25 protein-coding genes are annotated in these 25,429 nt (G+C 70.3%); 11 read left to right on the top strand and 14 right to left on the bottom strand.

Features of this window, described 5'->3' with window-relative positions; genetic code table 11:
• Nucleotides 1-100 precede the first annotated feature (100 nt).
• A complete protein-coding gene (locus tag YIM_RS43065) occupies nt 101-2,635 on the top strand; it encodes an RNA helicase (protein ID WP_153035841.1) in 2,535 nt (844 codons plus the stop codon).
• A gap of 6 nt (nt 2,636-2,641) precedes the next feature.
• Here the strand turns inward: YIM_RS43065 and YIM_RS43060 are convergent, their stop codons facing one another.
• A complete protein-coding gene (locus YIM_RS43060) occupies nt 2,642-3,505 on the bottom strand; it encodes a triacylglycerol lipase (protein ID WP_153035840.1) in 864 nt (287 codons plus the stop codon).
• 208 nt (nt 3,506-3,713) lie between these two features.
• Here YIM_RS43060 and YIM_RS43055 point away from each other — a divergent pair, with 208 nt between their 5' ends.
• The gene (locus tag YIM_RS43055; protein ID WP_153035839.1) at nt 3,714-4,775 is read left to right on the top strand and encodes a transcription termination factor Rho, short form; all 1,062 of its coding nucleotides are present in this window, start codon (nt 3,714-3,716) and stop codon (nt 4,773-4,775) included.
• A 559-nt stretch (nt 4,776-5,334) separates the two neighbouring features.
• Here YIM_RS43055 and YIM_RS43050 read toward each other — a convergent pair.
• The 3 genes from YIM_RS43050 to YIM_RS43040 all read right to left on the bottom strand — a co-directional run bounded on the left by YIM_RS43050 (nt 5,335) and on the right by YIM_RS43040 (nt 7,292).
• A complete protein-coding gene (locus YIM_RS43050) occupies nt 5,335-5,823 on the bottom strand; it encodes a GNAT family N-acetyltransferase (protein ID WP_153035838.1) in 489 nt (162 codons plus the stop codon).
• 105 nt (nt 5,824-5,928) lie between these two features.
• Nucleotides 5,929-6,123: a ferredoxin gene (locus tag YIM_RS43045; protein WP_153035837.1), complete on the bottom strand. Its 195-nt coding sequence runs from the start codon at nt 6,121-6,123 to the stop codon at nt 5,929-5,931.
• Nucleotides 6,120-7,292: a cytochrome P450 gene (locus YIM_RS43040; RefSeq protein ID WP_153037623.1), complete on the bottom strand. Its 1,173-nt coding sequence runs from the start codon at nt 7,290-7,292 to the stop codon at nt 6,120-6,122. The genes YIM_RS43045 and YIM_RS43040 overlap by 4 nt, the downstream gene beginning before the upstream one ends.
• A 169-nt stretch (nt 7,293-7,461) precedes the next feature.
• Between YIM_RS43040 and YIM_RS43035 the strand changes: the two genes are divergently transcribed.
• Nucleotides 7,462-8,103 carry a TetR/AcrR family transcriptional regulator gene (locus YIM_RS43035; protein WP_153035836.1) on the top strand — a complete coding sequence of 214 codons (642 nt, stop codon included), beginning with the start codon at nt 7,462-7,464 and terminating at the stop codon, nt 8,101-8,103.
• 1 nt (nt 8,104) lies between these two features.
• Here YIM_RS43035 and YIM_RS43030 read toward each other — a convergent pair whose 3' ends face one another.
• The 4 genes from YIM_RS43030 to YIM_RS43015 are packed head-to-tail and all read right to left on the bottom strand — an operon-like array spanning nt 8,105 to nt 12,045.
• Nucleotides 8,105-8,971, bottom strand: coding sequence for an aldehyde dehydrogenase family protein (locus YIM_RS43030; RefSeq protein WP_153035835.1), 867 nt, complete (start codon nt 8,969-8,971; stop codon nt 8,105-8,107).
• On the bottom strand, nt 8,964-10,403 hold the full coding sequence (locus tag YIM_RS43025; RefSeq protein WP_153035834.1) for an aldehyde dehydrogenase family protein: 1,440 nt from the start codon (nt 10,401-10,403) through the stop codon (nt 8,964-8,966). Before YIM_RS43025 ends, YIM_RS43030 begins: the two co-directional genes overlap by 8 nt.
• Nucleotides 10,403-11,380, bottom strand: a complete 978-nt coding sequence (deoC, locus tag YIM_RS43020; protein WP_153035833.1) for a deoxyribose-phosphate aldolase — start codon at nt 11,378-11,380, stop codon at nt 10,403-10,405. Before deoC ends, YIM_RS43025 begins: the two co-directional genes overlap by 1 nt.
• Before the next feature lie 44 nt (nt 11,381-11,424).
• Nucleotides 11,425-12,045 carry a DUF1707 domain-containing protein gene (locus tag YIM_RS43015; protein WP_153037622.1) on the bottom strand — a complete coding sequence of 207 codons (621 nt, stop codon included), beginning with the start codon at nt 12,043-12,045 and terminating at the stop codon, nt 11,425-11,427.
• Between the two features lie 118 nt (nt 12,046-12,163).
• Between YIM_RS43015 and upp the strand changes: the two genes are divergently transcribed.
• On the top strand, nt 12,164-12,787 hold the full coding sequence (gene upp, locus YIM_RS43010) for a uracil phosphoribosyltransferase (RefSeq protein WP_153035832.1): 624 nt from the start codon (nt 12,164-12,166) through the stop codon (nt 12,785-12,787).
• On the opposite strand, the gene YIM_RS43005 is transcribed toward upp, so the two are convergent.
• Entirely contained in the window at nt 12,784-13,377 is a 594-nt protein-coding gene (locus YIM_RS43005) for a TetR/AcrR family transcriptional regulator (protein ID WP_153035831.1), read from the bottom strand. The genes upp and YIM_RS43005 overlap by 4 nt on opposite strands.
• A 69-nt stretch (nt 13,378-13,446) precedes the next feature.
• Here YIM_RS43005 and YIM_RS43000 point away from each other — a divergent pair, with 69 nt between their 5' ends.
• The 3 genes from YIM_RS43000 to YIM_RS42990 are packed head-to-tail and all read left to right on the top strand — an operon-like array spanning nt 13,447 to nt 15,819.
• A complete protein-coding gene (locus YIM_RS43000) occupies nt 13,447-13,845 on the top strand; it encodes a MerR family transcriptional regulator (RefSeq protein ID WP_153035830.1) in 399 nt (132 codons plus the stop codon).
• 56 nt (nt 13,846-13,901) lie between these two features.
• Nucleotides 13,902-14,828, top strand: a complete 927-nt coding sequence (locus tag YIM_RS42995; RefSeq protein ID WP_153037621.1) for an aldo/keto reductase — start codon at nt 13,902-13,904, stop codon at nt 14,826-14,828.
• A gap of 4 nt (nt 14,829-14,832) precedes the next feature.
• Nucleotides 14,833-15,819, top strand: a complete 987-nt coding sequence (locus YIM_RS42990) for an aldo/keto reductase (protein ID WP_153035829.1) — start codon at nt 14,833-14,835, stop codon at nt 15,817-15,819.
• Between the two features lie 64 nt (nt 15,820-15,883).
• Here YIM_RS42990 and hisS read toward each other — a convergent pair whose 3' ends face one another.
• From hisS to YIM_RS42975, 3 genes are read right to left on the bottom strand one after another with little or no spacing between them, the layout of a single operon-like run.
• Nucleotides 15,884-17,170 (bottom strand): histidine--tRNA ligase, encoded by a 1,287-nt coding sequence (gene hisS, locus YIM_RS42985; protein ID WP_153035828.1) that lies wholly within the window; start codon nt 17,168-17,170, stop codon nt 15,884-15,886.
• Between the two features lie 20 nt (nt 17,171-17,190).
• Nucleotides 17,191-18,702 carry an MFS transporter gene (locus tag YIM_RS42980; protein ID WP_370468926.1) on the bottom strand — a complete coding sequence of 504 codons (1,512 nt, stop codon included), beginning with the start codon at nt 18,700-18,702 and terminating at the stop codon, nt 17,191-17,193.
• The gene (locus YIM_RS42975) at nt 18,699-19,388 is read right to left on the bottom strand and encodes an LppX_LprAFG lipoprotein (RefSeq protein ID WP_153035827.1); all 690 of its coding nucleotides are present in this window, start codon (nt 19,386-19,388) and stop codon (nt 18,699-18,701) included. Before YIM_RS42975 ends, YIM_RS42980 begins: the two co-directional genes overlap by 4 nt.
• A 171-nt stretch (nt 19,389-19,559) precedes the next feature.
• On the opposite strand from YIM_RS42975, the gene YIM_RS42970 reads away from it, so the two are divergent.
• From YIM_RS42970 to YIM_RS42960, 3 genes are read left to right on the top strand one after another with little or no spacing between them, the layout of a single operon-like run.
• Nucleotides 19,560-20,789 carry an MFS transporter gene (locus YIM_RS42970; RefSeq protein ID WP_153035826.1) on the top strand — a complete coding sequence of 410 codons (1,230 nt, stop codon included), beginning with the start codon at nt 19,560-19,562 and terminating at the stop codon, nt 20,787-20,789.
• Nucleotides 20,790-20,846: 57 nt separating this feature from the next.
• Nucleotides 20,847-22,856 (top strand): AAA family ATPase, encoded by a 2,010-nt coding sequence (locus YIM_RS42965; RefSeq protein WP_153035825.1) that lies wholly within the window; start codon nt 20,847-20,849, stop codon nt 22,854-22,856.
• A gap of 39 nt (nt 22,857-22,895) precedes the next feature.
• Nucleotides 22,896-23,360: a hypothetical protein gene (locus YIM_RS42960; protein WP_153035824.1), complete on the top strand. Its 465-nt coding sequence runs from the start codon at nt 22,896-22,898 to the stop codon at nt 23,358-23,360.
• Here YIM_RS42960 and YIM_RS42955 read toward each other — a convergent pair.
• Complete coding sequence (locus YIM_RS42955) at nt 23,350-24,183, bottom strand: NAD(P)H-binding protein (protein ID WP_153035823.1); 834 nt, start codon at nt 24,181-24,183, stop codon at nt 23,350-23,352. The genes YIM_RS42960 and YIM_RS42955 overlap by 11 nt on opposite strands.
• An 82-nt stretch (nt 24,184-24,265) precedes the next feature.
• On the opposite strand from YIM_RS42955, the gene YIM_RS42950 reads away from it, so the two are divergent.
• Nucleotides 24,266-24,946 (top strand): TetR/AcrR family transcriptional regulator, encoded by a 681-nt coding sequence (locus YIM_RS42950; protein ID WP_153035822.1) that lies wholly within the window; start codon nt 24,266-24,268, stop codon nt 24,944-24,946.
• On the opposite strand, the gene YIM_RS42945 is transcribed toward YIM_RS42950, so the two are convergent.
• Nucleotides 24,943-25,398 carry a flavodoxin family protein gene (locus YIM_RS42945; protein ID WP_153035821.1) on the bottom strand — a complete coding sequence of 152 codons (456 nt, stop codon included), beginning with the start codon at nt 25,396-25,398 and terminating at the stop codon, nt 24,943-24,945. The genes YIM_RS42950 and YIM_RS42945 overlap by 4 nt on opposite strands.
• Nucleotides 25,399-25,429 lie beyond the last annotated feature (31 nt).

Below are 25,429 nucleotides of genomic sequence, written 5' to 3'. Positions count from 1 at the left end.
CCCCTGTCGGTGCGCGGTATGCGCAGCCTACGGGTTCGGCCTTCGTGGCGCGATCACCCCCGCCCGTCCGGCTGGCGGAGATGGCACGATGACTTCCCTGATGAGCACACAGCCCGCACCGAGCACCCAGCGACTCGACGACCGCATCCCGGCGGTGCCCGAGCCCGACGCCCTGTTCGAAGCCTTCGCCGACTGGGCCGCCGACCGCGGCCTGGAGCTGTATCCGGCGCAGGAAGAGGCCTTGATCGAGGTCGTCTCCGGCGCCAACGTGATTCTGTCGACGCCGACCGGATCCGGCAAGAGCATGGTGGCCGTCGGCGCGCATTTCACCGCCATGGCCCACGGCAGGCGCAGTTACTACACCGCCCCGATCAAGGCGCTGGTCTCGGAGAAGTTCTTCCAGCTCATCGAGATCTTCGGCCCGGCGAACGTGGGCATGATGACCGGCGACTCCAGCGTCAACGCCGACGCGCCGATCATCTGCTGCACGGCCGAAATCCTGGCGAACATCGCGTTGCGGTTCGGTGCCGGGGCGGACGTCGGCCAGGTGGTGGCCGACGAGTTCCACTTCTACAGCGAGCCCGACCGCGGCTGGGCGTGGCAGATCCCGCTGCTGGAGCTGCCGAAGGCGCAGTTCGTGCTGATGTCGGCCACCCTCGGCGACGTCTCCTTCTTCGAGAAGGACCTGACCCGGCGCACCGGGCGCGAGACCGCGGTGGTCACCTCCGCGGAGCGGCCGGTGCCGCTGACCTATCGCTACGCGCTCACGCCGATGCACGAGACCATGTCCGAGCTGCTCCACGGCGGCCAGGCACCGGTGTACGTGGTGCACTTCTCCCAGGCGGCGGCGATCGAACGCGCGCAGACGCTGATGAGCATCAACGTGTCCAGCAAGGCGGAGAAGGAGGCCATCGCCGACATGATCGGCGAGTTCCGCTTCGCCGCGGGCTTCGGCAAGACCCTCTCGCGCCTGGTGCGCCACGGTATCGGCGTGCACCACGCCGGCATGCTGCCGAAGTACCGCCGCCTGGTCGAGCAACTGGCCCAGGCCGGGCTGCTCAAGGTGATCTGCGGGACCGACACCCTCGGCGTCGGCATCAACGTGCCCATCCGCACGGTGGTGTTCTCCGCGCTGACCAAGTACGACGGCGTGCGGCAGCGGCACCTCAAGGCCCGCGAGTTCCACCAGATCGCCGGGCGCGCCGGCCGGGCGGGCTACGACACCGACGGCTACGTCGTGGTGGAGGCGCCGGACCACGTCATCGAGAACGCCAAGGCGCTGGAGAAGGCCGGTGACGATCCGAAGAAGAAGCGGAAGATCACCCGCAAGAAGGCGCCGGAAGGCTTCGTGAACTGGACCGAGAGCACCTTCGAGCGGCTGGTCGCCGCCGAACCGGAGCCGCTCACCTCCAGCTTCCGGGTCAGCCACTCGATGCTGCTGAACGTGATCTCCCGCCCGGGCAACGCCTTCGACTCGATGCGGCACCTGCTCGAGGACAACCACGAGGACCGCCCGGCGCAGCGCAAGCACATCCTGCGCGCGATCGCGATCTACCGCGCGCTGCTCGCCGCCGGGGTGGTGGAGCGGCTGGACGAACCGGACGAGCAGGGCCGGATCGTCCGGCTGACCGTGGACCTCCAGTTCGACTTCGCGCTGAACCAGCCGCTGTCGCCGCTGGCGCTGGCCGCGATCGAGCTGCTGGACACCGAGTCGCCGAGCTACGCGCTGGACGTCGTGTCCATTGTGGAATCCATTGTGGATGACCCGAGGCCGGTGCTGTCGCAGCAGCAGTTCAAGGCGCGCGGTGAGGCCGTGCAGGCGATGAAGGCCGAGGGCATCGAGTACGACGAGCGGATGGAGCTGCTGGAGGAGGTCAGCTACCCGAAGCCGCTGGCGGAACTGCTGGAGGTCGCCTACCGCGGCTACCGCCAGGGTCACCCGTGGGTGGACGACTACCAGCTCTCGCCGAAGTCCGTGGTGCGCGACATGTACGAGCGCGCGATGAACTTCGTCGAGTACATCGGTTTCTACCAGCTGGCCCGCTCGGAAGGGCTGGTGCTGCGCTACCTCGCCGACACCTACGACACGCTGCGGCACACCGTGCCGGACGAGGCGAAGACCGAACCGCTGCAGGACCTCATCGAATGGCTGGGCGAACTGGTGCGCCAGGTCGACTCCAGCCTGCTGGACGAGTGGGAAGCCTTGCGGCACCCCGATTCCGACGACCCGCACGCGCCGCCGGCGCTGCCGGAAGGACCGCCGCCGGTCACCCGCAACGAGCGCGCTTTCCGCGTGCTGGTGCGGAACCAGCTCTTCCGGCGGGTCGAACTGGCGGCCCGGCGGAACTACTACGAACTCGGCGAGCTGGATGCCGCGTCCGGCTGGACCGCCGACGAGTGGGAAGACGCGATGGAGGAGTACTTCGAGGAGCACGACGAGCTGGGCATCGGCCCCGATGCGCGTGGTCCGGCGCTGCTGATGATCGAGCGGGAGCCGGAACTGTGGAAGGTGCGCCAGATCTTCGACGACCCGGACGGCAACCACGACTGGGGCATCAGCGCCGAGGTCGACCTGGCGGCGTCGGACGAGGCGGGGACCGCGGTGCTGCACGTCACCGCTGTCGACCGCCTCTGACCGGGCTTACCAGTCCCCGTTGCGGCTCAACGCGTTGTAGGCCGTCTCCAGCGGCGCCCAGCCGTTGGTGGTGTCGTGCTCCTTGCCCGCACTGGAGTGCCAGTAGCGCAGGTTGAACTTCTCCTTGCCGGGCGCCAGTTTCCGGATGTTCGTGTGCGAGATGTCGTAGTCGGCGTCCGGGCGGTACCGGTACTTGTGGTCGGCGTGGTAACCCTTGTCGATGGCCGAGTCGTAGCTGACCGTACCGTCCTCATCGGACCCGACGAAGCTCCAGTCGGTGCCCTTGGCCCAGCTCTCGGTGAGCCGGTTCTCCGGCGCGTGCAGCACGTCCATGAAGGTGGAGCCGGGCTTCATCGAGTCCCACTGGGTGCTGTTGTACTTGCCGGGGTCGGTGATGCCCTGGTGCGGGGTGGCCAGCGTGACCACGTCGCTCACCTTGAGCTTGCCCTTCGGGAAACCCTCCCAGCCCTGCGCCGAGCCGAGCAGCGCGACGCGCGTGACCAGCCCGCCCATCGAATGCCCGACGATCTCGACGGATTCGCCCTTGCTGGTGTGGTCCTGGTAGATCCTGTTCGCCAGATCGGCGGCGACGTGCTTGATGCGCGTGCCGGTGCTGGCGTTGGCGACGGTGACGTCGCAGTTGGAGTCACCCGCGTAGTAGCCGACGGTCTTCAGGTCGCTCCGGCTCTTGCCGCGTTCGGTGAAGTAGTCGATCGCGTTGCCCCACAGGGACGCGCAGTCCGACTTGCCGGTGTCGTTGTAGCCGTGCACGAAGTAGACCGGCTGGGCTCCGGCGGCGTGCGCCGCGGTCAGGCCGCTGACCGCGAGCCCGGCCGTGACCAGCGCCGCGACCGTCCTGCCGTACTTCATCGAGTGTCCTCCTCGGTTCGGGTATTCGAGATGTGACGCGCCGAGGTCCGCCGAGGTTCCAGGTTGCGCTCCACCGCCCCGCTGGGCTACCGTGGTGAAGTCTCCTCTGGCGGATGCAGGCCACGCCTCCCGCTCAGACTGCCTTTCAGTTCTTGTACCGGTGCTGATCCGCCGGCCCCTTCATTCATTCTCTTCAGAAGGATTCATCATGACTACCAACGGAATACTCGACATCGTGGGCAACCGCGCCCAGGTCAGGGCCGATGGCTACCTGCCCGGCCCGGACGACGTGCCCATCCCGCAGAAGGTGGTCCGCGACCTGGGACTGCGTCGCGGCGACCTGATTTCCCTTGCGAACAACGGGGAAGTGACCGCGGTCAACGGCCACGACCCGCGGCGGCGATCCCGTCCGGCCTTCGCCGACCTGGTTCCCTTGTACCCCAACCAAAGACTGCGCCTGGAAACCGAGCGGCACGAGCTGACCACCCGCGCGATCGACCTGGTGATGCCGGTCGGCAAGGGGCAGCGCGCGTTGATCGTGGCGCCGCCGAAGGCCGGGAAAACCTCGGTGCTGCAAGCGATCGCGCACGGGATAAGCAAGAACCACCCGGAGTGTCACCTGATGCTGGTGCTGGTCGGTGAGCGTCCGGAAGAGGTGACCGATCTCTCCCGCGCGGTGCCCGGTGAGGTGATCGCCGCCACCTTCGACCGACCGCCCGCCGATCACACGGCCCTGGCCGAGCTGGCCATCGAACGCGCCAAGCGCCTGGTCGAACAGGGCCGGGATGTGGTGGTACTACTGGATTCCCTGACACGACTGGGCCGCGCCTACAACCTGGCCGCGCCGGCCTCGGGCCGGATTCTGTCCGGTGGCGTGGATTCGACCGCGCTGACCCCGCCCAAGCGCTTCCTCGGCGCCGCCCGCAACATCGAGAACGGTGGCTCGCTGACCATCTTCGCCACCGCCCTGATCGACACCGGCTCGGTCGGCGACACGGTCATCTTCGAGGAGTACAAGGGCACCGGCAACGCCGAACTACGCCTGGACCGCCGCCTGGCCAGCAAGCGGGTGTGGCCGGCCATCGACCTACCCCAGTCCGGCACCCGCCGGGACGACCTACTTGTTTGCCCCGCCGAAGCCAGCACCGTCAAAACCCTGCGGCGCGCACTGGAAAGCCAGGAGCACCCCACCGAGACCTTGCTGGACGGCTTGCGTAAGACGGAAACCAACCAGGAATTCCTGACGCAACTGGTCCGCCCGCGCCCCTGACCCTGCTGGGCTTGCGCCCCTTCTTGCTTGTCCCACCGGGCGCCCGCTTCTTCTTGTGCCTCGCCGTTTCTTGGATCCGCGCTCGCTTCTCCAGCTTTGCCGCGCTCGTCTCTCGGATCCGCCTGCTTTTCCGGCTTGCGCTCACTTCCCGACCTCACGCCGCGTCCACTTCCCGGCTCGCGCCCGCTTCGCTTTCGCCCGGCCGCGCCCGCCCTCGGACTCGCGCCCGCTTCTTCCGGCTTGGGCCGCTTCTCGACACCACACCCGCTTGTCGCCCTGGCGCCCGAACCCGCGCCTGGCGCCCGAACCCGCGCCTGGCGCTCGAACCCGCGCCTGGCGCTCGAACCCGCGCCTGGCGCTCGAACCCGCGCCTGGCGCCCGAACCCGCGCCTCGTGCTCGACCCGCTTCTCGGCTTCGCGCTCGCTCGAACCTGTGCCCGCTTTCTCGGACTGGCGCTGCGCCTTCACCGCCGGTTCTCGCCTCTGTCTTCGAACCGGCGCCCATCCCCGAATCGCGCCTGCTGCCTGGCTTCGCGCTCGGTGTCCGCGGAAGCCGGGGTCAGCTAGCGGTCAGGGGATGGCGAAGGACCGTGCGAGCCCCCAAATCATCCAGGCCCAAAGCCTGTTCGTGAGCCCGAAGCTCCCGAAGCCCCGGACCCGGGTCTGCGACCTCGGTGAAGCCGAGTTTTCGGTAGAAAGGGCCATTCCACGGGATGTCCGCGAAGGTGCACAGGGTCACCGCCGGGAAGCCCGCCGTTCGTGCCCAGGTGAGGACCGCGCGCACCAGTGACGTCCCGATGCCCTGGCGGAAGTGCGCCGGGTGCACGGCGAGTTGTTCCAGGTGCGCGTTGCCGTCGACCACCTCGACCCTGGCGAAGCCCGCCGGCGGACTACCCGCGACCAGCACCAGCCGCGCGGCGGCCAGCTCGTCGGGGCTGCCCGGCGGCGGCAGGGGCGGGAACCCCAGCTCGGCGAAGATCGAATCCGACGCCGATTCGAGCGCGGGCAGCGTGGCCAGCTCCGCGACGGTTGCTTCCCGGATCTCCATGACGGCCTTCTACCAGCCGCCACGCCACCGCAACAATCGAATTAGCCCGCCGCCGGTGCCGTGAAGTGCCGTGAAAGCCACGTTCACGGCACCGGCCGCCCGAAACTAGTCCGAAATGGACAGCGCCTGCGCCGGGCAGATGTGGGTGGCTTCCCGCACCCGCTCCGCCGCCTCACCACCCACCTCGTCGGTCAGCAGGACAACCGTGCCGTCCGCCTCGTTCTGGTCGAACACCGCGGGCTCGGTGAGCACGCACTGCCCGGCACCGACGCAGCGGTCGACGTCCGTGGTGATCCTCATGTCCACGCCACCGGCAGCGAGTGCAGCCCGTAGACCGTGCTGTTGCGCTTGTAGTCCAGCTCGTCGACCGGTCGGGCGATGCGCAGCGACGGCACCCGGCGGAACAGCGTGTCGAACACGATCTGCAGTTCCATGCGCGCCAGGTTCTGGCCGAGGCACTGGTGCGCGCCGAAGCCGAACGCCACGTGGTTGCGCGCACCCCGCGCGATGTCCAGTTCGTCCGGCCGCTCGTAGGCCGCCGGGTCGTGGTTCGCGGAGTTCGACAGGCCGATCACGCCCTCACCCGCCTTGATCAGCACCCCGCCGATCTCCACGTCCTCGGTGGCCAGCCTGGTCGTCGCCAGCTCCGCGATGGTGAAGTACCGCAGCAGTTCCTCGACCGCGCTGAGCGTGAGACCCGGATCGTCACGCAGCAGCTTCAGCTGTTCCGGGTGCTCGAGCAGCGCGACCACACCGAGCGAGATCATGTTCGCGGTGGTCTCGTGCCCGGCGATCAGCAGCAGGAAGGCGAGGCTGACCAGCGCCTCGTGATCGACGTTGTTGTCCTCGCGCTGCTTGACGATCTGCCTGCCGAGCAGGTCGTCGGTCGGCGCCGCCTCCTTCTCCACGATCAGCTTGTCCAGATACCCGGTGAGCTGGTCGACCGCGTGCCGCCGGTCCTCGGGAGTGGTCTCCCGGCTGAGCAGCCGGCCCGAGTGCTGCTGGAAGAACTCGTGATCGGCGTACGGCACGCCCAGCAGCTCGCAGATCACCAGGGAAGGCACCGGCAGCGACAGGTGGGTGACCAGGTCCGCGGGCTCTTCGGCGGCCAGCAGGTCGTCGATGGCCTGGTCCACGATCTCCTGGATCCGCGGCCGCAGCGCCTCCATCCGGCGCACGGTGAACTCCCCGACCACCGCGCGCCGCGCCGGCCCGTGCTCGGGCGGGTCCATCGAAATCAGCGACGGCTTGAACGCCTCGCGCATCCTGGTGTTGTCCACCAGCGCGGGGAACTGCGGATTCGCCCGGTCCGAGCTGAACCGAGGGTCGGCGAGCATCGCGCGCACGTCCTCGTGCCGGGTGAGCACCCAGGCCCGTTTGCCGGTCGGCAGCTCGACCTGCGACACGGGGTTCTCCGCGCGGATCCGGTCGTATTCGGCGGGCGGGGCGTACGGGCAGCGGCGTTCCATCGGGAACGACGGGACCCGCTCGGTGGTGGTGGTTTCGGACACGGCTACCTCAATCCGGACGAAGAGTATGTGGAGGTTTACCTTCCGCTTTTCACGGTACCGATGTGGAATGCGAGCGTCCACATCCGTTGGGGTGAGACAATCCCGCGGAAGCTGAGAGGTGGCTGAGATGACGGTCGAGCACGAGGAGACCCGGTTGCGGGCGGACGCGCGGCGCAACCGCGACCAGATCCTCGCCGCCGCCAAGGAGTTGTTCGCCGATGCCGGGCCCGACGTGCCGATGGAGGAGATCGCGCGCCGAGCGGGCGTCGGCGTCGGCACGCTCTACCGGCGCTTCCCCGATCGGGTGTCGTTGCTGCGGGAGATCGCGCGGGACACGTTCAGCAGCGTGCTGGTCGACGCGCGGGCCGCGGAGGCGGAGGAATCGACGGCGTGGGAGGCGCTCGTCCGGTTCCTCCGCCTCACGCAGAAGGTGAAGCTGAGCGTGCAGCTGGCCATGCTGTCGCCGCTCGCGCGGGAGGTGCTCCAGGCGGACCCGAAGACCCAGGAATTCCGCCGCGAGGCGCTCGACATCCTGGACCGGATCGTCGAGCAGGCGCAGAAGGAGGGCTCACTGCGGCCCGACGTGGGCGCCGGCGACGTGACCATCATGCTGTCGCTGCTGCTGCGCGAACTGCCGCCGAGGTCGGCGGCGGTGGCCTCGTTCGCCACCGAGCGCTGCATCCAGCTGATGCTGGACGGCCTGCGCGCCCGGCCGGGTTCATCCTTGCCCGGCCGGGCGGTGACCAGCGCCGATCTCCTGATGGAGTAGGTCAGACGCCCAGCGGGTGCCAGACGGTCTTCGCTTCGAGGTAGCGCCGCAGGCGCTTGATGTCCGGCTGCGCTGTCCAGTCCGGCTCCTCGGCGGGCACGCTGAGCACCCGCTTGACCGTGCCCGCGGCGGCTTTCGCCAGCTCGGCGCGGTCGGCCTCGGCCGCACCGGTCGGGTCGAGCGCGTTGACGTCGCCGTGTGAGGCCAGCCAAGAACCGAGTTCCGCGGCGCGCCCGGTCAGGATGTTCGCCACCCCACCGGGAACGTCGGAGGTGGCCAGCACCTCGGACAGGGTGATCGCGGGCAGCGGCCGCTCGGCGCTGCTCACCACCACCGCGGTCGACCCGGTGGCCAGCACCGGGGCCAGCACGCTGACCAGGCCCAGCAGCGAGGAGGACTGCGGCGCCAGCACCCCGACCACCCCGGTCGGCTCCGGCACGGTGAACGAGAAGTACGGGCCCGCCACCGGGTTCGCCGCCCCGAGCACGGTGGCGATCTTGTCGGTCCAGCCCGCGTACCAGACCCAGCGGTCGATCGCGGTGTCCACAAGGGACTCAGCCTTCTTGGCAGGCACGCCCTCGCAGGCGCTCACCTCGCTGACGAACTGGTCGCGACGGCCTTCGAGCACCTCGGCGACGCGGAACAGCACCTGACCGCGGTTGTAGGCGGTGGCGCCGGACCAGCCGCCGAAGGCCTTGCGCGCGGCCACCACGGCGTCGCGGACGTCCTTGCGCGACGCGTGCGCGGCGTTGGCCAGGAACTTGCCCTTCGCGTCGGAGACCGGGTACGAGCGCCCGGACTCCGAACGCGGGAACTTCCCGCCGATGTAGAGCTTGTAGGTCTTGGTCACCGAAAGACGATCAGACATCGAGGTAAGCCTCCAGACCGGTGCGCCCGCCCTCGCGGCCGAAGCCCGATTCCTGGTAGCCGCCGAACGGAGCGGCGGGATCGAAGCGGTTGAAGGTGTTGGCCCAGACGACGCCGGCCCGCAGCTGGTTCGCCATCCACAGGATCCGGGAGCCCTTTTCCGTCCAGATCCCGGCGGACAGGCCGTACGGCGTGTTGTTCGCCTTGGTGACCGCCTCCTCCGGCGTGCGGAAGGTGAGCACCGAGAGCACCGGCCCGAAGATCTCCTCGCGGGCGATGCGCATGGACTGCTGCACGTCGGAGAAAACCGTGGGGGCGAAGAAGAAACCGCGCTCGGGCACCGGACACGGGCTGGTCCAGCGCTGCGCGCCCTCGGTGTCGCCCGAGTCGACCAGCTCCTGGATCTTGGTCAGCTGCTCGCGCGAGTTGATCGCGCCGATGTCGGTGTTCTTGTCCAGCGGGTCCCCGATGCGCAGCGTGGACACGCGGTAGCGCAGCTTCGCCAGCACCTCGTCCACAATGGACTCCTGGACCAGCAGCCGCGAACCGGCGCAGCAGACGTGGCCCTGGTTGAAGAAGATGCCGTTGACGATGCCCTCGACCGCCTGGTCCAGTGGCGCGTCGTCGAACACCACGTTCGCCGCCTTGCCACCCAGCTCCAGGGTGAGCTTCTTCGGCGTGCCCGCGACCGTGCGCTGGATCAGCTTGCCGACCTCGGTGGACCCGGTGAAGGCGATCTTGTTCACGTCCGGGTGGCCGACCAGCTCGGCGCCGATGTCCCCGGCGCCGGGCAGGATGTTCACCACGCCGGGCGGGAGTTCGGCCTGCTGGCAGATCTCGGCGAAGACCAGCGCGGTGAGCGGGGTGGTCTCGGCGGGCTTGAGCACCACGGTGTTGCCGGTGGCCAGCGCCGGGGCGATCTTCCAGGCCAGCATGAGCAGCGGGAAGTTCCACGGGATGACCTGGCCGGCCACGCCCAGCGGGCGCGGGTCCGGGCCGTAGCCCGCGTAGTCCAGCTTGTCCGCCCAGCCCGCGTGGTAGAAGAAGTGCGCGGCGGCGGTCGGGATGTCGGAGTCGCGCGACTCCTTGATCGGCTTGCCGTTGTCCAGGCTCTCCAGCACGGCGAGTTCGCGCGCGCGTTCCTGGATCAGCCGCGCCAGGCGGAAGATGTACTTGGCGCGCTCGGCGCCGGGCATCTTGCCCCAGCTCTTCTCGTAGGCCCGGCGGGCCGCCTTCACCGCGGTGTCCACATCGGACTTCGACGCGGTGGAGACCTCGGCGAGCACCTCCTCGGTGGCCGGGTTGATCGACTTCAGCGGCTCACCGGCACCGTCGACGAACTCGCCGTTGATGAACGGGCGGTAGGCGGGCTTGAGGTTCGCGATGTCGCGGGATTCGGGTGCTGGCGCGTATTCGAAGGGTGAGTCGGGCATCAGTCCACCGTCACGTAGTCGGGACCGCTGTAGTGGCCGTCGAGCTGGGTGCGGCGCTGCAGCAGGAGGTCGTTGAGCAGGCTGGAGGCGCCGAACCGGAACAGGTGCGGGTCGAGCCACTGCGGCCCGGCGACCTCGTGCACGGCGACCAGGTACTTGATCGCGTCCTTGGTGGTGCGGATGCCGCCTGCCGGTTTCACCCCGCGCAGTTCGCCGGTGACCTGGTGCCAGTCGTGCACGGCCTGCAGCATCACGTGGGTGACCGGCAGGGTGGCCGCGGGGGAGACCTTGCCGGTGGAGGTCTTGATGAAGTCGCCGCCGGCCAGCAGCGCCAGCCACGAGGCGCGCCGCGCGTTGTCGTAGGTGGCGAGTTCGCCGGTCTCCAGGATGACCTTGAGGTGGGCCTGGCCGCAGGCCGTCTTGATGGCCTGGATCTCCTCGAACACGTGGCCGTAGCGGCCTTCGAGAAAGGCGCCGCGGTCGATCACCATGTCGACCTCGGACGCCCCGGCGTCGACGGCCATCTTGACGTCGGCGAGCTTGATCTCGCGGCTGGAGCGGCCGGAGGGGAAGGCGGTGGCGACGCTGGCCACGCCGATCCCGGTGCCCTGAAGCGCCTCGACCGCGGTGGCGACCAGATCCGGGTACACGCAGACCGCGGCCACGCGCGGGGTGTCCGGGTGCTCGGGGTCGGGCAGCTTGGCCTTGGCGGCCAGCGCGCGCACCTTGCCGCGGGTGTCGGCGCCCTCCAGCGTGGTCAGGTCGACCATCGAGATGGCGGTGTCGATGGCCCAGCGCTTGGCGGCCTTCTTGATGCTGCGGGTGCCGAGCCCGGCGGCGCGCTGCTCGACGCCGACCTGGTCGACGCCGGGCAGCCCGTGCAGGAACCGGCGCAGGCTCGTCTCGTCGCGCGTGGCGTCGGCGAGCCGCTCTGGCAGCGGTGACGGGGTGTCCGTCGCCGTTGACGTAACTGTCATGCCGCGAGTCTAGGCGACGGGGTAGCGCCCGACGTTGTCGCTGTTCAGGGGTTGATCTGCCGCGCCTGGCCCGGGGCCTGGCGCGGCTTGCGGACCACGGTGACCGCGCCCCAGAAGGCGAAGCCGGTCACCTTGAGCACCGGCGCGTTGTCCGGGGCCTGCTGCACGTCACCGCGGTCGTGGCTTTCGAAGGCGCCCATGAAACCGATGCCGGTCACGTCGAGAATGATGTCGTCGGGCACCACGATGTCGATGCCCGCCATGATCGCGACCGCGTTGATCGTGGTGTGCTGCTCGGCGAACCGCGCGTGCATCAGGTTGATCTCGACGCCGCCCCAGAAGGCGAAGCTGTTGTGCGTGGCCGGGATGACCCAGCTGCCCTTGCGCTCGGTGCCGGACATCACCGCGACCGAACTGGTCGAGCCGGGTCGCCCGCCGACCAGGTTGTGCGGGCTCGACACCGCGCGGGAGGTGGGTGGCACCACGACCGCGGTGTTCCCGTCCACCGGAAGGTCGACGGTCACCGGTTGCAGGTCGGCCGCCGTCTTGGCGGCGTAGACCACGGAGAGCCGCTCCTCCAGCTCGTCGACGGTGATCCGGCCCTCGCTCATCGCCTTGTGCAGGATCTGCGCGACCCGCTCACGATCGGCGTCGGACACCCGCATCTGCGACGGTTCGGGAAGGCCAGGGTGCTCACTCACGGCAGGCAGCCTAGCGCTACGGAAGGCCCTCCGCGTCGGTCATTCGTACGACAGGGCGGCCCCGGCGGCTACGGTGTCCACCATGGACGTCCACGTCGTCGATCATCCGCTGGCCAAGGCCCGGCTCTCCACCATGCGGGACGCCCGCACGGACAGCGCCGCCTTCCGGGCCGCGTTGCACGAGCTGACCATGATGCTGATCTACGAAGCCACCCGCGACGCGCCCGTGCGGGTGGAGCGCATCCACACCCCGGTGGCCCGCACCGACGGCTACCGGCTGGCCAACCCGCCGTTGCTGGTGCCGGTCCTGCGCGCCGGGCTCGGCATGGCCGACGAGGCCCACAAGCTCATCCCCGACGCCCAGATGGGCTTCGTCGGCCTCGCCCGTGACGAGGAGACGTTGCAGCCGACGCCCTACCTGGAGTCCCTGCCGGAATCCCTCGGTGGCCGCCCGGTGATGGTGCTCGACCCGATGCTCGCCACCGGCGGTTCGATGGCCTACACGATCCGGCTGCTGATCGACCGCGGCGCCACCGACGTCACCGCGATCTGCGCGCTCGCCGCTCCCGAGGGCATCAAGCACCTCGAGGACTCCGGCATGCCGGTCCGCGTGGTCACCGCCAGCATCGACGAGCGCCTCAACGACTCCGGCTTCATCGTGCCCGGCCTCGGCGACGCGGGCGACCGCCAGTACGGCGCCGTCTAAGCGCGGAGCCAGCCCCGGCCGTTGGCGCGCAGGGCGGCTTCGTACGCCCCGCTGACGTCGAAGCCGGGCGGCAGGTTTCCGTTGATCTCCAGCGAGACCATGCCGTGCGCGATGCCCCACGACGAGGCCGCGATCCGCTCGGCGGGCTCGTTGACGAAAACCCCGTCGGCGATGCCCGCGCGAATGGTGTCCAGCAGCGGGTTCATCGTCGAGCGGGCCAGGTCGGTGGCTGATTCGTCCGGTTCGAACCCGGGCACCGCCTTGGTGAACATGATCGAGTACATGTGCGGGTCGGCCAGCGCGCTGGCCCGGTAGGCCAGGCCGAGCGACACCAGGTCCTCGAAGTGGTCACCGGTGCGCACGATGGCCGCCAGGCGCTTCTCGAACCGCGCGAACCCCTCGACGTACAACGCGCTGATCAGGTCGGGCTTGCTGCCGAACAGCGAGTACACCGCGGTGGTCGAGGTACCGGCGTCCTTCGCGAGCCGTCGCAGGCTCAGCGCGCCGGGGCCCTCACCGGAGAGCAGTTCGCCGGCGCGGTCGAGCAACCGGACGCGGAGGCCGTCGTCGTGGGTTCTGGGGCGGGCCATGCGCGCAGCGTAACGCGGACGGCGGTCGGGAGTTGACCTGGAGCGCACTCCAGGTCGTACCTTCGGGACATGAGCTTTTCGATAGCCGAGGCCGCCCGCCGGAGTGGCCTGTCGATCGACACCCTCCGGTACTACGAGCGCATCAAGCTGCTCGAGGCCCCGGCCAGGGATACGGCCGGGCGCCGCGTCTACTCCGACGACGACCTGAACTGGCTTGGCTTCCTGACCAAGCTCCGCACCACCGGCATGCCCATTCGCATGATGCGCGAGTACGCCTCGCTGCGCCGCCACGGCGTGGCCAGCGCGGGCCGCCGCAAGGCCATCCTGGTCGAGCAGCGCCGCTCGGTCCGCGAGCGCATCGCCGAACTGCAGGGCTGCCTCGAGGTGCTCGACTACAAGATCGACAACTACGACCAGATCGAGCGCAAGTTCAACGAGCAGAACGCGCCGATCAAGGAGACCGCGTGAGCACCACCACCAAGAGGCTCGGCGAACTGACCGTCGGCGCGCAGGGCCTTGGCTGCATGGGGATGAGCTCCGGCTACGGCGTGCGCGACAACGACGCCGAGTCGATCGCCACCATCCACCGCGCCCTGGAACTGGGCGTGAACCTGCTGGACACGGCGAACGTCTACGGCGCCGGGGCCAACGAGGAACTGGTCGGGCGGGCCATCAAGGACCGCCGCGACCGGGTCGTGCTCGCCACCAAGTTCGGCATCGTCTGGGGCGAGGACGGCGCGATGGGCGCCAGGGGCGATGCCGGTTTTGTCCGCCAGAACTGCGAGGACTCGCTGCGCAGGCTCGGCGTGGACCACATCGACCTCTACTACCAGCACCGGGTGGACCCGGACACGCCGGTGGAGGAGACCTGGGGCGCGCTGGCCGGGCTGGTCGCCGAGGGCAAGGTCCGCTACCTGGGCATTTCGGAGGCGAGCGCGGCGACCATCCGCCGGGCGCACGCGGTGCACCCGGTGACCGCGCTGCAGAGCGAATGGTCCCTGTGGACCAGGGGCATCGAGGACGAGATCCTTGGCACCTGCCGTGAGCTGGGGATCGGGATCGTGCCGTTCTCCCCGCTCGGCCGGGGCTTCCTGACCGGCAGCATCACCTCGGTGGACAGCCTGCCCGCCGACGACATGCGCCGCGACCTGCCCCGGTTCAACGACGGCAACCTGGAGCGCAACCTGGCCATCGTCGAGGCGCTGCGCGGGCTCGCGGAGCGCAAGGGCGTCACCGCCGGGCAGCTGGCGCTGGCCTGGGTGCAGCACCAGGGCGACGACGTGGTGCCGATCCCCGGCACGAAGCGCCGCAAGTACCTGGAGGAGAACGCCGCCTCCGTCCACATCGAACTGTCCGCGAAGGACATCGAAGAAATCGAAGCGGCCGCGCCGGCCGAGGCCGTTGCCGGGGCTCGCTACCCCGAGCGGCTCGCCCGCGCGGCGGGGAAGTGAGCTGATGGAAGAGCGCAAGCTGGGTTCGCTCGCCGTTGCCGCCCAGGGCCTCGGCTGCATGGGCATGAGCGAGTTCTACGGAGAAGGTGACGAAACCGAGTCGATCGCCACCATTCACCGGGCGCTGGAGCTGGGGGTGACCCTGCTCGACACGGCCGACATGTACGGCTTCGGCCGCAACGAGGAACTGGTCGGCCGGGCGATCGGCGACCGCCGGGACCAGGTGGTGCTGGCCACCAAGTTCGGCATCCTGCGTGACGAGAACGATCCGGCCAAGCGCGGCGTGCGCGGTGACGCGGCCTACGTGCGCGAGGCCGCGGAGGCGTCGCTGCGACGGCTCGGCGTGGACCACATCGACCTGTACTACCAGCACCGGGTGGATCCGTCGGTGCCGATCGAGGAGACCGTCGGCGCGCTGGCCGAGCTGGTCACCGCGGGCAAGGTGCGGCACCTCGGCCTGTCCGAGGCGGGGGCCGAGACGGTCCGGCGGGCGCACGCGGTGCACCCGATCACCGCGCTCCAGACCGAGTGGAGCCTGTGGTCGCGGGACATCGAGGACGAGGTGGTGCCGACCTGCCGCGAGCTGGGCATCGGTGTGGTGCCGTACTCGCCGCTCGGGCGGGGCCTGCTGACCGGGCGGTTCCAGTCCAAAGCGGACTTCGGGCCCGGTGACTTCCGGCAGCAGAGCCAGCCGCGGATGGCCGACGGCAACCTGGAGCGCAACCTCGAACTGGTGGCGAAGCTGCGCGAACTGGCCGAGCGCAGGGGCGTGACCGCCGGCCAGCTGGCGCTGGCGTGGGTGCAGGCGCGCGGGCAGGACGTGGTGCCGATCCCGGGTACCAAGCGCCGGAAGTACCTGGAGGAGAACGTCGCCGCCGCCGGGCTCGGTCTGTCCACTGAGGACCTCGCCGAGGTGGAGCGCGCGGTGCCGCGGGAGGCGGTCGCCGGACAGCGCTACCCGGACGAGGGCATGCGCCTGGTCGGCCGCTGACCCCATGCCGTGAATGTGGCTTCACCGTGCGAAATGCGCGGTGAAGCCACATTCACGGCATTTGTCAGAGCAGGGCGGCCACCGAAGTGGCGGCGGAGTCGACCGCCACGGTGGACTGTTCCCGCGTGGCCAGGCTGCGGATGGTGACGTTCCCGGCGTCCCAGTCCTCCTGGCCGACGATCACCACGGCGCGGGCGCCCGCCTTGTCGGCGCGGGTCAGTTCCTTGCCCAGTTTCCGGTGCTCCAGCGGGCTCGACGTGCGCAGGCCCGCCGAGCGCAGCTTCGAGGCGACCGTGCGCGCCGCGCCGGTCAGGTCGGCGGTGACCGGGATGACCGCCACGTCGTATTCGCTGCGCGGCGACGGCAGCAGCCCGTGCGTGGTCAGGAAGTCGATCAGGGTGACGTCACCCATGCCGAACCCGATGCCCGGGATCTCCTTCGCGGTGAACAGGCCCGCGAGATCGCTGTAGCGGCCACCACCGAACAGGGCGCGGTTGTTCTCCGGGGAGGTGTCGAACACCTCGAACACCGTGCCGGTGTAGTACGCCAGCCCGCGCACGATCAGCGGGTCGTAGGTGACCAGCTCGGCGGCCTCGCTGCGCAGCACCTGCACCAGGTTCGACGCGTCCTTGACCTCAGCGGGCAGCTCGTCCAGCAGTGCCGTGCCCGCGCCGAGCGTCTCGGCGAGGCGGGCGAACTGCTTGTCGCTCAGGCCGATCTCCTCGGCGTCGGCGGCGAGCTTGTCACGGTCGTACTTCTCCCACCGGTCCACCAGCGAGTACACCGCGGCCAGGTGTTCGGCCGGCACACCGGCGAGATCGGTCAGCGCGCTGGCCAGCAGCGTCCGGTCGTTCGCGCGGACCGCGTACATGTCCCGCGTCGCGCCGAACTCGCCGAGCAGCGCGTGGACCACCTCGAAGATCTCGATCTCGCAGCTGGCCGCGTCCGAGCCGAAGATGTCCACGTTGAGCTGCCAGTGCTCGCGCACGCGGCCGCGCTGCGGGCGCTCGTAGCGGTGGCAGTTCGGGTGGCTGTACCAGCGCACCGGGAACTGCAGCGAGCCCGCGTTCCCGGCGATCATCCGCGCCACCGACGGGGTCATCTCCGGGCGCAGCGCCAGCCGCCGCCCACCGCGGTCGGTCAGCGTGTAGAGCTGCTGGTCGGCGATCTCCTGCCCGGACTTGGCCTCGTAGATCTCGGCCGACTCCAGGATCGGCCCGTCGTAGCGCTGGTAGCCGAAGCGCTCGACCACGTCGTAGAGATGGCCGAACACCTGCGTCCGGACGGACATCTCCGCGGGGAGGAAGTCCCTGGTTCCCCGGTACGGGGCGGTCGGCAGGTACTCGGGCACGATCGATCCTTCAAGTAGGTCTACTGGTCGGCCCCAACTCTAGCTTTCGGCCCGATGAGCAGGGCGAGCAGCGCCCCGCCCGCGCAGATGAACGCGGTGATGAAGAAGATCTCGGTGTACTGGCCGAGCAGGGCCTGCTTCAGCGCGGTGGTGTACTGAGCCAGCGCCACCTCGTACTCCTGCGGTGACGGGAACAACACCTTGATCGGTGCGTTCAGGTCGGCGGTCAGCTCGTGGAAGCGGTGCAGTCCCCACGCCGACAACGCCGCGACGCCGACCAGCATGCCGGTCATCCGCGCCACCACCACGCCCGCCGACGCGACGCCGTGCTGCTCCGGCGGGGTCACCCGCAGCACCGCCGAGGACAGCGGCGCGATGACCAGTCCGAGCCCGAACCCGGTGATCACCAGGTCCACGTCGAGCCGGGGCAGGCCGAGCACGCTCCGCGCGGCCAGCACGTCCAGCGGCCAAGCCGAGATCAGCACGAATCCGGCGGCCGCGATCAACAGCCCGGCGAAGGCGACCCAGCGCTCACCGAGTCGCGAGGACAACAGCCCGCCGACCACCGCGCCGATCGGCAGCGCGATGAGGAACCGCAGGAGCAGCAGCACGCTGCCGTGATCGTCCCGCCCGAGCAGGGTCTGGGCGAACAGGTCGACGTCGACCAGCGTCACCATCAGCGCGGCACCCGCCGCAACGGAGGCGCCGAGGGTGGCGAAGAACGGCCCCAGCCGCAGCCCGGTCGTGTCGATGAGCCGGACCTTCGCCCGCTTCTCCCAGAGCAGGAAGGCCACCAGCACCACCAGCGCCGCGGCCAGCACCGGCCAGCCCCAGCCCGGCAGCACCTGCTCGCGCGGGTTCGGGTTGTACAGCCCGACCACCAGCAGTGCGAGCGTGACCGCGAGCAGGCTCGCGCCGACCACGTCCGCCTTCGGCCGTGGCCCGTCGCGCCGAGGGCTCGACGGCAGCGAGAACCACACGGCGGCCATCGCGAGCACGGCCAGCGGGACGTTCACCCAGAACACCCCGCGCCAGTCGGTCAGCGCGGACAACGCGATGCCGTACACCGGGCCGAGCACGCTGCCGAGTTCCTGCGCTCCGCCGACCACGCCGAGCACGGTGGCGCGACGGCGTTCCGCCCACAGGTCGGCGGCCAGCGCCATGGTCACCGGCAGCAGCGCGCCACTGGCCACGCCCTGCACCACACGCCCGGCGACGAGCACTTCGATGTCGCCCGCCAGCGCGGTGATCGCGGACCCGGCGAGAAAGCCGCCGAGGCAGAGCTGGAGCAGCGGTTTGCGGCCGAACCGGTCGGACGCCTGTCCGAGCAGCGGCATGGCGGCGACGTAACCGAGCAGGTACCCGGTGACCACCGGGGTCACCTGCTCCAGCCGGTTCACCGGGATCCGCAGCTCGTCGATGATCTGGCGGAGCAGGCCGATCACCACGTAGGTGTCCAGCGCGCCGAGCAGCACGGCGAGCCCGCCCGCGCCGATCGCGCTCGCCCGGCCGCGACGGGTCGTGGTGATCACGCCGGCGGGGTCACCGTGACGGGCTTGTCCACATCGGACAGCTTGACGTCGACCGAGGCGTTGTCCGGGAACTTCGCGGTGGCCTTGACCGGGAGCTTGGTGTCCTTGGCCAGCCAGAAGGTGAGGTCGGCGTCGGTCTGGACGCCGGGAAGCAGCGCGACCAGCACGTCCTTGCCGATCCGGCCGGAGACCTTCCAGGTGGCCGTGCCGTCGACGTCCTCTTCGGCCTCGGTCTTCGGGTTCTGCAGGCTGGATACCAGCTTCGCGATGCCGCGCTGCGGGTCCAGGATGGCCGACGGGTCGTAGACCGCCGCGGCGGCGAATGCCGGGACCTTCTGGAAGGTGCCGGTCGGGCCCTTGAGGTAGAAGTTGTCCTGCACCACCACGAACTCGGCCTCGATCAGCTGCCCGTTGACCTCCATCCTGCCGGTGCCCTTGGCCGCGCCGGACGGGCCGCCCTCCTTGGTCAGGTCGCCGTCGAGGCTCTGCACGCTCAGCCCGGTGACCGAGCCGTTGACCTGGAGCGAGAAGTGGGTGCTCCGCACCGCCGAAGTGGCCGCGGTGGCCTCTTGGACAAGTTGTTCCGCTGGCGGGAAGGAACTCGTGTCCGGCTCGTCCGAGGAACAGCCGGTGGCGGCGGTGACGGCGAGCGCGAGCGCTCCGAGCAGGATCCGGCGCATGAACATGCGTGCATCGTAGGGCGGCCGGAGCGGTCGTGGAGCAGAGGTTGCCGCTTTCCGGTCCGCTGATTCCTGGGCTGAACCGAGCAATCGGCGGTGCTCTTCGTGATCGGGTGATTGCTGCGCGTGTCGGCGGAACTTAACATCAAGTCACTCCGTGCGATGGAGGGGGTGGCCATGGCGGGGAAGGACCGGCGGTTGACCTGGCTGCTCTCCGCGAGTTCGGCGTCGAACCTCGGCGACGGGGTGGGCAAGGTCGCGTTCCCGCTGCTGGCCGCCACGCTGACCAGGGACCCACTGCTGATCGCCGGCCTGTCGGCCACCCAGTTCCTGCCGTGGCTGCTGTTCGCGCTGCCGGTCGGCGCGCTGCTCGACCGGGTGGACCGGCGGCGCGCGATCGTGGCCGCGAACGCCGCCCGCGCGGTGCTGGTCGGCCTGCTCGCCGTGCTGGTGCTGGCCGGCGCGGTGACCATTTGGGTGGTTTACGTCTTCGGCCTGCTGCTCGGCGTGGTGGAGACGGTCGCCGACAGCGCGGCGAACGTGCTCATCCCGTCGGTGGCGGGCAAGGGCGGGCTGGAGAGCGCGAACAGCAAGCTCCAGGCGGTCGAGGTGGTCGGGCAGAACTTTCTCGGCGGACCGCTGGGCGGGGTCGCGTTCGCGGTGTTCGCCGCGTTCCCGTTCCTGCTGAACTCGGCGGGGTTCGCGCTCGCCGCCGCGCTGCTGCTGTGCATCACCGGCAGTTACCGGCCGGAGGTGGCCCGGCGCGGGTCGGTGCGCGCCGAGATCGCCGGCGGGCTGGGCTGGCTCCGGCGCAACCCGTTCCTGACCCGGCTGGTGGTCATCGCCGGGGTGACCGCGCTGCTGGTCGAAATGCCGATGGCGCAGCTGGTCCTCTACGGACTGGAGGACCTGCGCCTGTCCGAAGTGGTGTTCGGGGTGTTCGCCTCTGGTGCGGGGGCGGGCGGCCTGCTCGGCGCGGCGGTGGCACCGAGGCTGATCTCGCGGTTCGGCCGTCGCGGGGTGCTGCTGAGCGGAATGCTCGCGGTCGCCGTGCTGATCGGGGGCATGGGGCTGGTGGCGCACCCGGTGGTGGCGGGCGTGCTGTACGGCTTGTTCGGCGCCGCGGTGGTGGTGGTCAACGTGGTGCTCGCGACGTTGCGCCACCTGCTGGTGCCGAGCGAGTACCTCGGCCGGGTGATGGGTGCCTGGCGAACCGTGGTCTGGGGCGCGGTGCCGCTGGGCGCGCTGCTCGGCGGGCTGGCGTCGTCGGTGCTGGGCAGCGCGAGCGCCACGTTTGTGCTTTCCGGCGCCATGCAGGTGGTGCTCGCGGTGGTGGCGGCCTGGGCGTTGCGTGGCCAGTCCGAGGAGTTCGCGGCGAAAACCGAGCCCGCGTTGCGTGACGGCTGACGCGGCCGAAAAGAACAAGACTGTTTCTTCCCGGGTTCCCCGCGCATTCTCGTCGGCATGTGCAGCGGGGAACTGGCCATCGAACAGCGTTATCTGACGGATCTTCATCAGCGAGTGGACGCTTTGCGCGCGCAGGCCGCCGAGGGGGACGGCGAGTTCTGGCGTGGGGAACTGGCGCGCCTGGAGTCGGTGGAGGACGGGTTGTGCTTCGGCAGGCTGGACCTGTGCGACGGCCGCCGTGTCTACATCGGACGGATCGGGTTGTTCGACGGCGACGAACCGCTGCTGCTCGACTGGCGGGCACCGGCGGCCAGGCCGTTCTACACCGCGACCGCGGTCGACTCGCAGGGCGTGCGGCGGCGCCGTCGCATCACCACCCGTGGTCGGACGGTTCTGGCGCTGGACGATGAACTGCTTGACGTAGGGAGTGGCGACGAGGACCTGGTCGGCGAGGCGGCGCTGCTGGCGTCGCTGACCGCGGACCGGACCGGGCGGATGCACGAGATCGTCACGACCCTGCAGGCGGAACAGGACCGGATCGTGCGCGACGAGCACCCCGGTGTGCTGGTGGTGCAGGGCGGTCCAGGCACCGGGAAGACCGCGGTCGCCCTGCACCGGCTGGCCTACCTGCTCTACACCCGGCCGCAGTTGCGTTCGCGCGGTGTGCTGGTGGTCGGCCCCAGCCGCGTTTTCCTGGACTACATCGGCCAGGTCCTGCCCGGTCTCGGCGAGCACACCGTGGTCACGGCGACACTGCCGGACCTGTGGCGCGGTGGTGCCGAGCGGGTGGAGTCCGCCGCGGTGAAGGGCCGGGCGGAGATGGCGGACCGGGTGGCCGCCGCGGTGCGCGCGCGGGTGCGGATCCCTGACGAGACCGTCGAATTCGAGTTCGAGCAGCAGGTGCTGCGGCTGGCACCGCGTACTTGCCGCAACCTCGTGGACTCCGCCAGGCGGCGCGGGCTTCCGTACCACCAGGCCCGGCTGGTCTTCGAGAAGGAGGTCGTGGACCGGTTGGCCCGGGAACTGGCCGAAAGCATGGAAAGCGTCGTGCTGACGGAGACAGGCGAGGCCATCGACGGTGGCAACGCCGACGGCGGCCTGAGCGCGGCCGACCTGCGTGCACTCGCGGCGGCGGGGGTGGTGGTCGACCCGGACGAGCCCAGCGGCCCACGGCACCTCCTGGACGACACCGACCGGGCCGGACTGCGGGCCGCGTTGCTGGCCGACGCCGGTGTCCGGGCCGTGCTGGACGAACTGTGGCCGCCGTTGACCGCCGAGCAGGTGATCGGCGACCTGGTCGGCACCACGTCGTGGAGCACCGCGGACATCCCGCTGCTGGACGAGGCCGCGGCGGTGCTCGGTGAAGGAGTGGCGACCTTCGGGCACGTTGTCGTCGACGAGGCGCAGGAACTGTCCGAAATGGACTGGAGGATGCTGGTGCGACGGTGCCCCACCAGGTCGATGACCGTCGTCGGCGACCTGGCGCAGACCGGGAGCGCGGCGGGCGCGACCGGCTGGGCCGAGGTGCTGCGGCCGCACGTGGACGACCGCTGGCGGCTGGCGCAGCTCACCGTCAACTACCGCACCCCGGCGGAGATCATGGCCGCCACCACCGACCTTTTCGCCGCGCACCACCCGGATTTGCGGCCTCCCCGGTCGGCGCGCTCGACCGGGGAGCAGCCGTGGCGGTTGCGCACCACGACCGCCGAGCTGGCCGACGTCGTCGCCCGGCTCGCCTCGGCCCACAGCGAGGGCAGCCTCGCGGTGATCGCGCCGCCGGTGCACCGGGACCGGCTCGCGGCGGCGCTGCCCGTCGCGGTCCCGCCGGACCTCACCGACCCGGTCGTCCTGCTCACCCCCGGCGAGGCCAAGGGACTGGAGTTCGACGCGGTGCTGATCGCCGACCCCGCCGCGATCCTGGACGCCGGACCGTTGGGCCACAACGATCTTTACGTCGCGATGACCCGCGCCACGCGACGGCTCGGCGTGGTGCACCCCGGCCCGTGCCCGGCGGAACTGGCCGGTATCACCGCATCCCCCTGGCGAGGGAATGCTTTCCCGCTGTGAAGGGAGGTGACCGCGCCCGTCGCCGGAGAACCTGGACGCATGAGAAAACTGACGATCGGCCTGCTGGGCGCGACCGCGCTCGTTCTGTCCACTGTGGGCACCGCGGCCGCCGCGCCGGCGCCCGGCGGTTCGGTGCTGGGCAGCGCCGAAATCGAACTCACCGATCCCTACTCGGTCTTCGAGTTCTCCGTGCACGCGCGAGGCGACGGCCGGTCCGGCCAGGGCGTGGTCTGGCTGGCGCACCGCGACGACCAGCAGATCGGCTGGATGGTCGCCAGGGTCGACTGCGTGCGGGTGACCGGCTCGCTGGGCGTGGTGACCGGGGTGGTCAGCGACGCGCAGGACTTCGCCGTGGCCGCACCCGGTGATCCCATCGCGCTGACCGTGCGGGACGGCGCGACGGACAGCGTCAGCTTCGCGTCCAGGGAAGAGGCGCGGAAGTGCGGCCGGTCGACGGCCCAGCCGCACGAGATCACCAGGGGCGACTTCCGGGTCACGCGCTGAGCAGCGCCCGTACCGGGGTGGCGGGTCGTCCGAGCAGGTTCTCCAGTGCCGGGTCGGTGGCGCCGAACTCACCGCGGCGTGCCGCGTGGAACATGCCGAGCAGCAGGTCGGCCCGTTCCGGAGGCAGGCTGTCGCGCCATTCGGTGTCATCGGCGACGACGTGGGTGACAGTGCGCCCGGTGAGTTCGGTGAGCAGCTCGGCGACGTCCTTCAGGTCGAGCGCGGTCGGCGCGGTCAGTGGCGGTGTCGGCCCGTCGAAGCGGCCTTCGTCGGCGAGGATGACCGCGGCCGCTTCGGCGAGGTCGGCGTGCGTCGTCCACGACACGGGACCGTCGGCGGGCGCGACGAGTTCGCCGGTTTCCCGCGCCCGGCCGAGCAGGTGGCCGATGGTGGCGGCGTAGAAACCGTTGCGGAGCGCGGTGAACGGGACGCCGGTCTTCGCCAGGTACAGCTCGGTCGCGGCGTGGTCGCGCATGGGAGCGAAGAGCGAATCCTCGGCGGCGGCCTGGTGGCTCGTGTAGAGGATGCGCCGGGCCCCGGCGTCGCGGGCGGCGTCGATCGCCGCGATGTGCTGGTCGACGGCTGCGTCGCCGGCCTGGTTCGTCGAAATGACGAGCACCTGCGTGGCGCCCTCGAAAGCTTCGGCGAGCGAACCCGGGTCGGTGAAGTCGCCGCGTCGCACGCGCACTCCCCGTGCGGCCAGGTCGGCGGCATGGGCGGGGTCGCGCACGCTCACGCCGACCCGTTCGGCGGGGACGCGTGCCAGCAGCTGGTCGACGATCTGGGCGCCGAGCTGGCCGGATGCTCCGGTGACGATGATCATTTCGGATCCTTCCGTGGTCGTGTAACGACGATAATAACCACGTTCACAACGTTGATAGCAAGTGTGCGTTATCATTGGAAACATGGTCACCGGAACCGACAGCCGCCGCCGGACGCGGGCGAACATCATCGAGGTCGCCACGCGGCTGCTGCGCGAACAGGGCGCGGCCGCGGTCACCACGCGCGCGGTGGCGCAGGCGGCGGGCATGCAGGCGCCGACCATCTACCGGTTCTTCGAGGACAAGGACGCGCTGCTCGACGCCGTGGCGGAGCACGTTTTCAGCATCTACACCGCGGAGAAGGCGCTCACCGAGGCCGGTGACGACCCGGTGGCGGACCTCCGCGCCGGCTGGGACGCGCACATCGGCTTCGGCCTCGCGAACGGGGCGTTGTTCGGCCTGCTCACCGATCCGGCGCGGCGCTCACCGGCGGCGGAGGCGGGAATGGCGGTCCTGCGTGCGCGGGTGCACCGGGTCGCGGCGGCAGGCAGGCTCCGGGTGCCCGAACGGCGAGCGGTCGAACTCGTGCACGCCGCCGGAACCGGTGCGGTGCTCGCCCTGCTCGCCGTGCCACCGTCCGAACGGGACCTCGGCCTGGCGGACGCGATGTACGAGGCCGTGGCTCACGCGATCCTGACCGACGCGCCCCACCTTCCCGATGGCGACGCGCTGACCGTCGCCTTCCGGGCCGTGGTGCCGGAACTGCCGACGCTCACCGCTGGCGAGCGCACTCTGCTCACCGAATGGCTGGACCGCGAAAGCTAGGAGGGCATCAGCGTCGCGGCGACCGTCGCGCCCAGTTCCCAGCAGGCGGCCAGGTTGTCCTTGCTCGGCTCACCGGTGACGGTGACCGCGGCGGCGGCCGAGGTCCAGCCGAGGCCGGTGGTGATCGACTCGATGCCGCGGACGGTGCCCGAGACGTCGCTGCCGCCGTGCACGTAGTACCCGAACGGGCGTCCCTTGGTCGAGTCGAGGCACGGGTAGTACACGGTGTCGAAGAAGTGCTTGAGCGCTCCGCTCATGTACCCGAGGTTCGCCGGGGTGCCCAGCAGGTACCCGTCGGCGGCGAGCACGTCGGCGGCGGTCGCGGTCAGCGCGGCCCGCCGGACCACGTCCACCCCGTCGATCTCCGGATCGGTGGCGCCCGAGACGGCGGCCTCGAACATCGCCTGCATGCCCGGCGACGGGGTGTGATGCACGATCAGCAAGGTGGCCACCCCGCCATCCTGGGCTAATCTGGTGCTGACG

The sequence above is a fragment of the Amycolatopsis sp. YIM 10 genome, from assembly GCF_009429145.1.
Taxonomy (GTDB): Bacteria; Actinomycetota; Actinomycetes; order Mycobacteriales; family Pseudonocardiaceae; genus Amycolatopsis.
This window is presented reverse-complemented; position numbering and strand designations above follow the sequence as displayed.